General features: G+C 58.6%; 9 protein-coding genes and 1 pseudogene. 7 read left to right on the top strand and 3 right to left on the bottom strand.

Translation table 11 applies throughout. The features are described from left to right. Positions 1 to 86: 86 nt before the first annotated feature. Complete coding sequence (locus tag J7355_RS16155; RefSeq protein WP_209064554.1) at positions 87 to 548, top strand: antitoxin Xre/MbcA/ParS toxin-binding domain-containing protein; 462 nt, start codon at positions 87 to 89, stop codon at positions 546 to 548. A 591-nt stretch (positions 549 to 1,139) separates the two neighbouring features. On the opposite strand, the gene J7355_RS16150 is transcribed toward J7355_RS16155, so the two are convergent. Next, entirely contained in the window at positions 1,140 to 1,943 is an 804-nt protein-coding gene (locus J7355_RS16150; RefSeq protein WP_209064552.1) for a hypothetical protein, read from the bottom strand. Between the two features lie 1,488 nt (positions 1,944 to 3,431). Between J7355_RS16150 and J7355_RS17810 the strand changes: the two genes are divergently transcribed. Beyond that, positions 3,432 to 4,097, top strand: a complete 666-nt coding sequence (locus J7355_RS17810; protein ID WP_247740051.1) for a hypothetical protein — start codon at positions 3,432 to 3,434, stop codon at positions 4,095 to 4,097. Positions 4,098 to 4,282: 185 nt separating this feature from the next. Here the strand turns inward: J7355_RS17810 and J7355_RS16140 are convergent, their stop codons facing one another. Together J7355_RS16140 and J7355_RS17805 are read right to left on the bottom strand one after the other, a co-directional pair. Further along, positions 4,283 to 5,572: a TnsD family Tn7-like transposition protein gene (locus J7355_RS16140; protein ID WP_247740050.1), complete on the bottom strand. Its 1,290-nt coding sequence runs from the start codon at positions 5,570 to 5,572 to the stop codon at positions 4,283 to 4,285. Then, entirely contained in the window at positions 5,554 to 5,703 is a 150-nt protein-coding gene (locus tag J7355_RS17805; RefSeq protein ID WP_247740049.1) for a hypothetical protein, read from the bottom strand. The genes J7355_RS16140 and J7355_RS17805 overlap by 19 nt, the downstream gene beginning before the upstream one ends. Positions 5,704 to 6,715: 1,012 nt before the next feature. Here J7355_RS17805 and J7355_RS16130 point away from each other — a divergent pair. The 5 genes and pseudogenes from J7355_RS16130 to J7355_RS17800 all read left to right on the top strand — a co-directional run. Further along, entirely contained in the window at positions 6,716 to 7,708 is a 993-nt protein-coding gene (locus tag J7355_RS16130; RefSeq protein ID WP_209064545.1) for a hypothetical protein, read from the top strand. A gap of 748 nt (positions 7,709 to 8,456) precedes the next feature. After that, complete coding sequence (locus J7355_RS16125; RefSeq protein ID WP_209064543.1) at positions 8,457 to 9,407, top strand: IS481 family transposase; 951 nt, start codon at positions 8,457 to 8,459, stop codon at positions 9,405 to 9,407. 140 nt (positions 9,408 to 9,547) lie between these two features. Continuing rightward, positions 9,548 to 10,717: a hypothetical protein gene (locus J7355_RS16120; RefSeq protein WP_209064541.1), complete on the top strand. Its 1,170-nt coding sequence runs from the start codon at positions 9,548 to 9,550 to the stop codon at positions 10,715 to 10,717. After that, positions 10,714 to 11,814 (top strand): ATP-binding protein, encoded by a 1,101-nt coding sequence (locus J7355_RS16115; protein ID WP_209064539.1) that lies wholly within the window; start codon positions 10,714 to 10,716, stop codon positions 11,812 to 11,814. The genes J7355_RS16120 and J7355_RS16115 overlap by 4 nt, the downstream gene beginning before the upstream one ends. Beyond that, positions 11,760 to 12,280: pseudogene (locus tag J7355_RS17800) on the top strand (transposase); the annotation flags it as partial. The gene J7355_RS16115 and the pseudogene J7355_RS17800, both read left to right, overlap by 55 nt. Between the last annotated feature and the right edge of the window lie 130 nt (positions 12,281 to 12,410).

The following is a 12,410-nucleotide window of genomic DNA, read 5'->3' as shown; positions in this document are numbered from 1 at the left end:
AGAGAGATGACAGGCACGTATTCAGCCATGGTCTGTCCTCTCAGTGTCGACCTATATAATGACGATATTGGCAGTGCGGTAGGGCGATGAGCGCGAACGTCGAGATCAGCCAAAGTGAACGCACGCTCGCCCTGTTGGGCGGCAAGCGGTTCATACCGTTGTCTGCCCAAGAGCTGGCTGATCCCGCCAAGGTAAGGCAGGTGATCCGGACAGGCCTGCCTGTGGCCTGCGCCCGGTACGCTCGCAAGCATTGCGGCGTACCGAATCGCCTGTTCGATCAAGTCGTGCCGCGCACGACGCTGATATCGGCGGGCAAGAGCAAATCCAAGCGGCTATCCAAGCCGGTTTCCGAAGCCGTGCTGCGCGCAGCGAAGATCATCGCGCTTGCGGAAGAGGCGTTCGGCAACCGGGATCATGCGTTGCACTGGCTCACTAACCCGAATCCGGTATTCGAAGACGAAGCCCCGATCACGCTGGCCGATACCGAAAGCGGTACCGAATGGGTCGAGCAGGTGCTGGGGCGGGCGATGCACGGAGTCGATGCTTGATGCGGCTGTATCGCGTCGAATAGGAACGCCATGCCGAGGCTCGAAGCGCCAAGAGCGCGGACAGCGACGGCGGACGCCTTCGGAAAAATCCCGTGACCTATACCGCGGATCATTCCGCGCACGCGGGTTTTCGAGAAGACGCTTTCATGGCGGCGACGGGGCCACGGCGTCATTCAAGCTCGGTGATCGCGTCGTTGAGCGTTGAAATCGCAAGACAAACCGCACGATGGCGGGGTTTGGTGACCGAATCGAGACTCTATCGGTCGTTCGATGCGTGGCGCCCGAAAATCCAGGCGACGTAAAGAACGACGCCGGCGCCGCCAAGCAGAGCGATAGCAGGCACGTATTCAGCCATCATCCATTCTCCGATTGTTGATCAGTGCTTCAAGAAAGAATGATACTTCAATCAAGTCATATATGGGGTCAGCCGTACGCGACAGCACGGCCATGGCAGAAGCTTTCGGATGTGATGCTTGTGCCGACCAAACGGCGGCCGATATACACGATTATCGCGTATACCGATAATTATCGGGGTACCCGATAATTGTGTATATTGAGAGATGGCTGTAGCACGCTTCGATTGCTCAGTGATCACGGCGTGTTGAAAGCGAGTTCCTCGGGCCAGACGATCAATACGTCGGCATAGCGCGACAATGACTGCGCTCGTATGACGCTTCGATGCGATTGCAGCGTATTGAAGGCCTGCACGGCTTCCGGTGTGTCCTCGGTGAACATCCGCGGTGATCGCCTATCGGCTTTCCAGTCCTGCACGATCACGAACGTATCCAGCCCTCGCGCGTCCAGGTAATGCGTTGTGGATTGCCCGGGTTCGTCGAAATTCCAGTCCACATGACGCGGGGCGTGGTTATTGCCCAACAGGGCAATGGTCAGTACCCGTGGGTCCGCCAGGTCCGCGATCCCTTCGGCCATGAAGGCGTCGCGTCCGCCGGGCTGTGGCGCGTTTTGGCCCTCTGCCACGTCAACCCCGGCAAGCCTTAAGCACGCGCGCCGGCTCAGTTCGGCGGTGTCGGCAAGCAGTGCCCTAAGGCTCGGGCTATCGTGAATCGTGGATAACTGCGCAGGCGTGCTCTGTTCTTTGTTTGACAGCGCCTGCCAAGCAGCCGTCTGATCGGCGCCGATTTCCAGTGCGAAGTGAACGCAGCGATCCGAGCTGATCGCGCGTTTGATCAGGCCCAGGGTGAACGCATGAGAGCCCGCCTTGCGATGGTTTTCGCCGATCACGAGGACATCGGTTTCCAGTGCCTGCTTGGGCACGGCTGCGACCATCGCCGACACATTGGGTAATCCTGCACATACGGGCGCCGCACTGAGCGCCAGCAACAGCGACGCAGTGTAGTGGCGCAGGCGTGGAAACTGGAGTGTGCGGAACGGCATAGGCATCGCTGCGTTCTGAAAACATCGCTTAGGTCAGCGAAAAGTCTGGAAGGTGTATTTGAAGAGTTTGGAGAGGCGGTGACCGAGGTGCAGTCACTAGTCGCGCCAAACGATCTTTAGAAGGAACGATCGATACATAGTGCTGGTGTTGCGCGTGGCCTACGATCGAATCCTTACACCGTAACGGCAAAACGCTTCTGGTCGGGACCGATCATTACATCAATGCGGAATTTCTGAGCGCGCGGACCGACCTGATCTTTACATGGAATCGTTGCTTGCGGGTGGCGAACGGTACGCGCCTCGGAGCTCATCGCCGCTCGGCCAGGTCGTTGAGCTGCCGACCCTCCCCCGGGTTTTAGTGGCGCTGCGATCCAGAGTCCAAATGGCCGCAGAAGCAGCCAGCTGAACTTGGACTCTGACTTGAAACGCTACCAAAACCAGAGGGATAGTCGCTACAGAAGCTAGTGAGTCGGCCCGCCGCATCGAATTCGCTACGAGCAGTACGTGCACCGTCGGATCGTCGTTACGCATAGGGAGGCGAGCGCGAGACAAGATTGATCACATCAGATATTGTATATGCATATGTAAATATGCATATATAATATCGATGGTTCTACGTCACGAGATTGCCCCTGCGACACTTCGCGCGAGAATGCGTCAACGTGAGCTTCGTCAGGCGGATATTGCGAGAGCGGTCGGCTGCGATCAGGGACAGGTGTCGCGTCTGCTGGCGCGTGACCTGCCGAGTCGTTCTCGTGTTTACAAGCGAATGTGTGAATTCGTTTGCGGTGCGCATGAGGATGAGGCTGCCGCCGGCCGGCAGATACTCAATACAGCGCTAGATGAATGCTGGGATGGAACTGAGACCGGTGCGCGCCGGATCGCCGGCGTGTTGGATGCCCTCGCGGTTTTTCGGCATACCGGGAGTCGTAGTCGATGACCAGTTTGATCGTGCCGCGGTTACTGCCGGAGGAACTATTCACGGGCGCCTTGGGCCGTATGGCCCGCTTAAATGGACTGCCTGTTCCTGAGCGGCCTTCTGTGCAACCGCTATTCAGGCGATTGTTTCCAACGGTCGATCCATCGATTACTGCGGTGGCTGATGGGTTTGGGACGTCCGTTACTCGGCTATTGGTCGATCATACCTGCGCCAATTTCCTAAGGCGCGCCTCCAATGACAAAGATCTGTCCACGTTGACACTAGGCGCTGACGTGGTCGCTTCTAAGCTAGGTGTTTATCGATTTTGTACTACCTGCCTCGAGCAGGACCTTTCCGAGTTTGGATTCGCGTACTGGAGAGCCCCTCATCAAGCACCGGGTGTACAAGTTTGCGTCGAACATGAGTGTCAGCTTTCGGTAACCCGGGCGTCGCCATTAACGGGTCCGCCGGTTATCGATCACGGCGCGCACCATAGCGTTTCTCGCGCGTGTATTACGATGCGGTACGCCGCATTACTGAGAACCTTGGCCTGCAGGCTCCCCGCTAAAGTGGATGGCAAGACCGCGCTGGCGCGGCTCCGACACCGCGCGGTCGAGATCGCTAGGCGCCATAAGGGCAAGCAATTCGCTGTCGTGCCGTTTGCTCGGTACGTCCAAGAACGGAGTGATGCTCAAGAGATCGAGGCTTTGTTAGCAGCGATCGACGGGCGGAAATGCGACGTCGGCGAAGCATTGGAACGCGCGCTACTAGGCGTAGATTGCGGGCTTCCACGACTATGTCTGTTGTCGACCGTCTTGTTTGATCATGTTGATAAAGCGGCGCAGTGTTTTCGCCAAGATAGCCCTGCGAGCAGTGCTCGCACTGATAATAGCGTGCCTTCCAATGCGCTCATGCGTGCGTATTACGAGTGTCATGGCAATTACAGTCATACCGCACTCGTTCTGGCAAAAAGTCGGGTCGTCGTAGCTGGACAGCTCCAGCGTCGCGGCGCACCGAATCTGGCAGGTCTGGCGACCGCTAGCCTTATGACCGCCGTGCTCGATTTCTACGATGGACAGTCTCTGTACGACGCATGCCGGCGCCATCAGATCTCTTACGACTGCGTTGAGTCTCTGATCCGCCAAAGCAGCAAATTCCCACTAGTTCAGTGCGCGCAGAGAATCGTGTCGGACGCGCGCCCGACGCTACCAGACGATCATTTTGATACCGCTTAGACTCGGTTCACAAAGCCCGCGGTAGAGATCGAGAAGGGCGTGAGCGCGCTTGTGGAAGTGCGACGTACCTCATCGATGAGGGGCCGCAACCGTCTGCGGCAATGGCGTCAAACCCGGCAACTAAGCGCTGATATTCGAACGAATGGGAGAACGGCCTTGGCTCTAAAGCCGTCACAGCCGGCGCTTTAATCATCGATCAGCTTAGATTGTGGTTTGTGACCTTGATGCGCTAGCGCACGCTCGATTGATTTCACGGTAAGGGGTAAGCGATGCAGACTGTGTCGTTTAGCGCCCAGGCCATCGACATGCTGTAGCAAGGCTCGAAAGGTTACCCGGGTTGTCGATTGACGTATTGATTCGAGGGCGTATTCATCTATGCGGTGAGCGAAATCGCGGTCACGCGCATCCCAATCCAGTCTTCGGTTGTTGCCCGCTGATGGTAGACGTGTTCTGTCGTTCTCACTCAGGAGCCAGGCACGGTCGTTGCGGTAAAGCCACGCATAAGTAGCCGGCTCGGCAAGGCGGGCCGCCCGGGGACTCAATCCACGGCCTTTTGCAAGCAATCGACGCCATATATGACGATGCGTGCGGATGGCGCGTTGGCGGCGCGTTTGGAGGCATCGCTCAATTCGGTCCGTGTCACAGCGCAAGATCCGTCCGACGGTCGCTATGGATACGCCTTCCTGATCCGCAATCTCACGATTCGATTGTCCCGCTTCAAGCGCGACGATGATGCGTCGCTCTAGATCTGGCGACAGTTTCTTCGGGCGACGGCGTATCGTGATCTCGCCGGCAGCCAACCATTGGATCGCGGTTTGTGTGTCGACACTGAATCTTTGCGCCGCGGCACGGGCGCTAGCGCCGGTTGAGGCCACATAGGCCACCAAGGCGTTGGCACGTGCTCGTACGGTTTCCGATTGCTGGACTTCATCGGCTTTCGTGCGGAGAGCGGCGCGGCCGGTGTTCGATAGCGTTTCAGTCGTCGGTTCATTGGCTGTATACGCTTTATAAAACGCCTTCCAGGATCCGAACAGCCACATCGCCATGACCAAATGGCGAAGTGGGTGAGCTTTCGAACTGGGTCTTCGAATCAGTCGAGTGAACTGCGACACCGCCTCGTCTGCGGTAGCGGGCAGTGCGCTCAAGTCCGGCAGATGACGCAGAGGGGCGACAAACCGAGACAGCTCGCCTCCAAAGGGTTTGATACGCAGACGTCCCCCACTGCGGGTTAGTCCCTGCTCGACGAGAGCAGCCTTGTACGTATTGGCCAAGCGGTTCGCTATGAGAGGCGTCTTATAGGGCAGCGCCGCGAGAGATTGCGCCATCATAGCCATTCCCAGGCCGTGTTCGATCACCGTCGGATCATCAAGCCGGGCGTCTTTGGCCGTACCGCGCCAAGCATCTGGTGCTATTGCGGTGGGTAGCAGCCACTGGAAACGAGAGATCGCATCGCGTTTTACGTGTGCAGCGAGCAAAGCGCATCGATGCGAGCTGCAATACCAAACGCCAGGCCACTGGTGGTTTCGATGCCAGTAGCCAACACCATGATGAGCGACATCTTCAGCCATGCAGGTGGGGCAAGCGCGTAGGGGATGGCTTGCCCCAAAGCCGCTAGTCAGCAGCCCGAGTTTATATTTTAACGAACCCATACAGGGGCCGCGCATTGTCGCGATCGTGGTGCTTGCTGTTCTTGCGTCGAGCATGGGCAGGTAGTACGCGGCCAGGGTTCGACGCCGTATGATGTGTCGTGCCGGGCCGAAATTGCCGCGTGTTCGTCGGCACAGTTCGTCGATCCTGCAGGGTAGATCGTGCTGTGAGCCTGCCTGTCGATGGCCGAATAACAGCTCGCACGTATCCCCTGCGCGCGCGTGGCCAGCCAAACGATGAATACGGCTCACGAGACTGTATAACGTCTCGTCTGGTAGCCAGCTGACTGGACCGCCGAAATCGAACGGGATTTGCACCATTGTCCTGTTATAGCGCGTCGGGGCTTCGACGGATACTGGTTGCTGGCCGGTGAATCGCGCGATTTGTGACGGCCGCCACAGCGCACACGCTGCGCGCGCGAGAATAGAACTAGATATATCAGCTTTTACAAAAACTTATAAATCAGTTCGAAAATATACGAAATTTTGTTGCCTTGTAGGGTCGTATGGGTTATTAAAGTTGAATGAACCTAGAGCAGGCGCGGCAGTGGTTTGTGCGCAATGGCGTCGCTATTGGCGAGTGGGCCGACGCGAGGGGCTTCACGCGCCAGACCGTCTATGCGGTGTTATCCGGGCGGAGCGCAGCACGCCGTGGGGAGTCGTATCGCGTCGCCGTGGCGCTGGGCCTGAAAGAGGCGCCGGTTTCGAATGGCTCGCCACATGATGACCCGGTTATACGAGCCGGTCCGGGAGGTGTGAATCCGGAGCACTAGAAATATCGAGGCGTAAAACGCAGAAGCCCGCAACCGTTGACGCGATTGCAGGCTTCCAGAATCGGTTCCAGTGGAGCGGAACGTTGCTGATATTCCGGCAGCGAAGCACTGATGTCAAGTGCTTCGAAGCGGCTTATTGCGCTCACTTTGCGCCTCGGGTAGCAGCCCGGCAACGGGTGTCGTCCATTAGGAGCGCAGTATGTTGCGAAAGAGCCCTGCCATTCGTCGCGTCGAACGGTACTACAGTCGACAACCACCGAATCGCCCAGCCTGGGGCGAGCGCTATCAGCCGGCCATCCTTGCCGTCCGAGAAGAAGCGCCGCGCGGGTCGCGCCCGACTATTATCCACGCCGCGCACAAGCTAAACCGGGCCCTTCATCTTTTATCGCTGGCTGAGCGGGGAGTGGTCCTACTGGCGCTCTATAATCCGGAGGTTTTCGATATCCACGAGCAGAGAGTTCTGGACCCAGGGCCCTCGCCTCATCCGCTACACGGTCATCCGTCAAAGGGCGTCGTAGCCGACCTTCCCCCTTTGCCCGGCACGTGGCCGGTCGCGGAGCAACTCGGTTACCAGGCGATGCACCCGCGGCTGTCGTTTGTGGATGAGGGCGGCGTGCGACGCCGGATGCCACATCCGTTGGTGGGTGATTTTCTATTGTTTATTGATCCCGCGGTGCCTGGGGCGAGCGCATATTGCGTGAACTGGAATATCAAGTCGGCGCGTGTGGAATTCACACGTCGGCTAAACGACTACACGGAGCGACGCCCTACGCGGGCAAACAGGGCCGCGGTCGCCCGCCACGCCATTGAGCGGACGTATTACGCCCGCGCCGGAATTCCGACGTATGAGATCGCCGGCAGCGAATTGCCGCCGGAGCTCGTGAACAATCTCTGCGATATTTTTTCGGCGCAAAGCCGGCCACCCCTCCCTGCGACAGTACGTGCACAGATTGTCGGTCGCTGCCAGAGCATAGTGGGATCGGATGTCGCGCCGCACACACTGTTAGAACAATTGAGCTGGCAATACGGCATCGATTTCGAACAGTTTCGCGACACGCTATTAGCAGCGATCTGGGCCCGAGAGATTCGGGTTGATCTATTCAGCCGCATTCTGTTTGACCGGCCGCTCCGTCCAGAGCGAATTGACGCACTCGCTCGTTATGGCGATTGGTTCTGTCGGTCCACCGTATGAATATCGGTAAACAGCTGATCGCTCCCGGCGGGTACGGGCCGTTGACGGATGATCGCACGTACTATTTTCTCGCCAGCCAAGCTCGACGCAGTCGCGTACTACTCGTTTGGTTCGTACCGACGAAGCCCGGTCGGGCGGCGAACGGTCTCGTCGCGCGCCCATATATGCTCGCGATGGACCGCGATGAGTTTGAGCGTGGCCTGCTCTCGAGAGCGATTCACGACGCGGCGGTTCAGAGTGCGTTGCCCCCTTGGCTAAACGACATTGCTGATCGACAAGTCGACCGCGCAAGCAGATCCGCTGCGAATACCCAATGCGTTGAGCGTCGGCTTCGACTACTCGCCCCCGCCGTTGATCGATGGGAGGAGATTCTTGAGACCGATGACCCGATAGCAACGCTGAACCGCTATGCAGGAGCGGCTGGTGCGAATCGAATGCGCTTTCGCACTTGGTTCGTGTCCTACGTGCTATTTGGTTTTAATGACGTGGCGCTCTCACCGACCTACCATCGGATCGGGCATTGGGAGCGCAAGGCGCACGGTGCCGGCGATCGGCCATTTGGTCGACCATCGCAGCGGCGGGCGACTCGGAACGCGCCCCGGCTTTCGGAGCAGGATCAGGCGCTCATCGTCGAGACGTATCGCCGCTATCGGCGCCTAGGTGTGACCTCTCAGTAGATTGTTCATCCGAGCCGCAAGCCTTGAAGCTGATGGGTGCTGAAATCCGTCAGACCTAAGGAGCGACCCGGATGAACACGCACAAGAATGCGCGACTCACGACGCACAGTCGACAGGTGCTGGTGCGGCGCGTGATCGAACAAGGACTCAGACCCGTTGATGTCGCCCAGGCCATGGCCGTGAGTCCACGCACCGTCTACAAATGGTTGGATCGCTATCGACGCGAAGGCTGGGCCGGGTTGGCCAACCGGAGCTGTCGACCGCGACGGTGTCCGCACCGGCTGAGCCAAGCGCAGCGCACCCGTATTATCCGGTTGCGCCGACAACGGCTTATTTATCGCGCGATCGTACGTCAGACTGGCGTGCCCCGCGCGACGGTTGCGCGCGTGCTTCAACGCGCCGGCTTGAATCGATTATCGGCGCTTGAACCCTCACAGCCTGCGCAGCGCTACGAACACGCCGCGCCGGGCGATCTATTGCACCTGGATATCAAGAAAGTGAATCGTTTTACGCGCCCCGGCCATCGCGTCACGGGCGATCGACGCGGCAAGTCCCGCGGTGCCGGCTGGGACTATGTCCATATGGCCATCGATGACCACAGCCGGGTCGCGCACGCCACGATCTGGCCGGACGAAACCGCGGCCAGCGCGGTCCGAGCGCTAATGGCGGCCTTGCGTTACTACCGCCGTCTGGGCGTGCGCTTCAAAGCCGTGCTGACCGACAACGGGGCCTGTTATCGGTCCCGCCGTTTTGCCAAGGCCTGCCGCCGACTCGGACTCAAGCACAGGCGCACGCAGCCCTACCGGCCGCGTACCAACGGAAAGGCCGAACGCTGGATTCAGACCGCGCTACACGAATGGGCGTATGCCCATGTCTATCAGAACGCCGACGAGCGCGCGGCCTATCTGCCGTACTGGCTGCATGACTACAACTGGCACCGACCCCATGCCAGCCTGAAGCACAAACCACCGATCAGCCGCCTGGGCTTATCCATGAACAATGTGGTGGGTTTACACACCTAGGTGCGCCCCTGTCAAAAATACATGTCACGGCACTGCGGCGAGATTGGGGTTGCAAGGTTGCAAAGCGGTCTGATGGCGGTTTTGAAATTTATCAGCCTGATGGAAAGCCCTTTCCGACATTTCGGCAGTATGAGTACCAGTTGTCAAAAACAATTGGGCGCTCGCAAATACAGGTCGATCGCCGTGGCCCCGAGTGGGTTCGCAACAACCGGGCGATGTCGCGTGGCCGTTATGCACAGCATGCGGCCAATCTGCTCGAGCGCGTGGAGTCTGACGGCTACTGGTCGAATAGTCACCCGTCAGATCTGGCTGGCAATCCGCTGCCTAGGGTTGTGACAGTAAAACTGATCGATACCGTATCCGGGGCGCAGTTCGGTATCGGATTCAGCCTGGGGGGAGAGGCGGCGGCCGCATACGCGGCAGCCTGTTTTTGTGCAGCCATCGGTCTACGACGATACCTGGAGCTATTTGGTCTGGATGTTGGTGTGTTCGAGGTGCCGTCTCCCGGGTTGATGACAACGCTCATCACGGATCGAGGACCAGGCTCGGGCGCAGCTCTTGCCGAACAGGTGCCGTTCCGCGAACTATCGCCGGCCTATTCTGGGCAGAGTAAATCCATCGTCGAGTCATCCCATCCACGCGGCGACCAGAATGCCGAGGCCCCGTCCCATCCAGTGAGCCGATTGTCGCCGGTGGGTCTCGCTCGTCAGGAGCTTTGGCGAGCAGTTCAACATAACCATAGAAGCGACGCGTCAGCCCGTCTGACTCCTGAAATGGCCGCGGCCAACGTGCGCGCCAATCCCATGGCCATTTGGACATACCTGGAAGAACGTGGCCGCAAAGCGGGCCGCTCCATGACCTTCGAACACGCTGTTCGTACGTTTCTGCAACCGGTTATCTTCGGTATCGACCGCAACGGGATAAAACTGAACCATCTGCGTTTCATCCTGGCCGAAGGCGACGACGATGTGCTGAGCTCCCAAGCGGGCGCTGGCAGTATCGAGGGGTATTGCCTACCGATGTGCCTGCGCCACGCCTGGATCAATCTCGAGGGTCGCCTATATCAGGTGGAGGCGCAGTTGCCGTTTTGCGACGATTCCGATCAATTGCGCTTATCGCTAACCGAGCTGCAAGCCCATGGTCGGCGGATCAGTGCAGCCAAGGCGGCTCAGGCGGAGAACAAGCGCGCGGCGCGCCTACATGGGGACATTGAGTTTGAAAAACAGCTAGGCGCAGAGTTCGACCGCACTCAAAGGCGGCCGGGGCGAGCCAAGGTGCGGCGTAGCGTCAAGCACGAGCCTCTACGATGAGCACTGTAAACCCGTGGATCGCACGCCTAGCAAACTGTACGAACCTCGATCACATTCGAGCACGGGCGGCATTGACACCGGAAACTCTTCGGAACTTGGATGAGCTTGCGACTTTTGACGCAATCGCTCGACTCAACGAGGCGTTCGACAATCACTACCATGTTTCGGAGAACGCTGCTCGCCACATCGCGTCAATTTTGCGCTGCGCATCCGCGGGAATCAGCGCCCGCTACGCGAGCCGGAAAGACTTCATCACAACGCTATATGCCGGGTCACTACCGCCGTCGCCAATCGAGCCAATTTGTATCACCGGGCTCGCTGGCGTCGGCAAAAGCGAGTTGCTGCGCGCGCTCGTTCGCGTGTTGCCGACTGACGAACTGCTGCCTGTGGATGAACATCATGCGGATTTCCCCATGCAAGCCGCATGGCGCCTCCAGTTATCCGCAACTGCATCCGTCAAACCGATGTTGGAACAGGTCGCACTCCAGGCGGGCGCACCTCGGAGCGTGGGTAAGAATGCGGCCGCGATGCAACAGATGTTGCAACACGTTGCGTATCGGAACGGTTTGGCGTTAATCGCCGCGGATGAATTCCAGTTCGTTAGCCAGGGTTCAAACGCGAATACGCTCGTAACGCGTATGTTGTTGAGTTTGCGAGCGCTAGGCGTACCCCTTCTCTTTGCGGCGAATTACAGTCTCATTCATCGGTTGAAACAACGCAATCAAGAAGATAGGCATCGTTTACTGAGTCGCGTCCTTCACCTGGACAGAGATGACTCGAACTCGCCTGATTGGCGAGCGCTCATAGCCGGCTATGTGCGCATTGCGCCAGAAGTTTTCCAAATCGACGCATGCGGAGACGCCGCCGCATTGTGGCGCCTAACCGGTGGCCTGCCAAGATTGCTTCGCAAACTGCTAGTCATGGCGTACGAAAGCAGTCGCTATGAAGGCATAGACGTCGTAAACGTTGAAGCCTGCAAGGGGTTAGCACCCGCTAGCACGGACACTTCAGAGAAGGTGCAGAATGCGCCGAAGGAGTGTTTATGTCTAAGCGAAGAAGATACAGCCCGGAGTTCAAGCGCGAGGCGGTCGAGTTGACCCGCCAACCCGGGGTCACGCTGGCGCAGGTGGCCCGCGAATTGGGGCTTGGGGCCGGGATGCTCGGTCGATGGCGCAAAGAGCTTGAGCAGTCAGGTGCTGTGGCCTTTGGTGGTACCGGCACGCCGCGCGACGAAGAGATTGCCAGGCTCAAGCGCGAGAATGCCCGTCTCAAAAAGGAACGGGATTTTTTACGCGACGCGGCCACATTCTTCGCCAAGGAATCGTCCTGAAATATCAGGCGATCGAGTGTGGCCGCAACCAGTATCCCGTACGCCTGATGTGCCGCTGCTTAAGGGTCTCACCCAGCGGGTTCTACGACTGGCGAGCTCGCCAGCCCAGTGCGCGCGCGAGAGACAACAGGCGGCTTCTCAAGCGCATCCGCTCTATTCATGCGGATCAGCATGGTGTGATCGGCGCACGTCGCATGCATGAAGAATTGGGCTTTGAAGGCGAAACCGCCAGTCGCAGAGTTACTGTCAAATCTGGTGTATGAGGAAAGAAGCTAGGCGGCTTTCCTGCTGAGTTGTCGCTCGTCTATTCCGTCGATGAATTGGATGCCATCAATGACATCGGCGAGTTGCTTGAAGCCGCGT

The sequence above is a fragment of the Endozoicomonas sp. G2_2 genome, assembly GCF_017744135.1.
In the GTDB taxonomy this organism is placed as follows: domain Bacteria; phylum Pseudomonadota; class Gammaproteobacteria; order Nevskiales; family Salinisphaeraceae; genus Salinisphaera.
Note: the sequence above shows the minus strand (reverse complement) of the source record. Positions and strands in the feature narration are given on the sequence as shown.

Coding starts and splice junctions, on each gene's coding strand:
- J7355_RS16155 (WP_209064554.1), top strand. CDS start 87: ATGAGCGCGAACGTCGAGATCAGCCAAAGTGAACGCACGCTCGCCCTG.
- J7355_RS16150 (WP_209064552.1), bottom strand. CDS start 1,943: ATGCCGTTCCGCACACTCCAGTTTCCACGCCTGCGCCACTACACTGCG.
- J7355_RS16130 (WP_209064545.1), top strand. CDS start 6,716: ATGTTGCGAAAGAGCCCTGCCATTCGTCGCGTCGAACGGTACTACAGT.
- J7355_RS16125 (WP_209064543.1), top strand. CDS start 8,457: ATGAACACGCACAAGAATGCGCGACTCACGACGCACAGTCGACAGGTG.
- J7355_RS16115 (WP_209064539.1), top strand. CDS start 10,714: ATGAGCACTGTAAACCCGTGGATCGCACGCCTAGCAAACTGTACGAAC.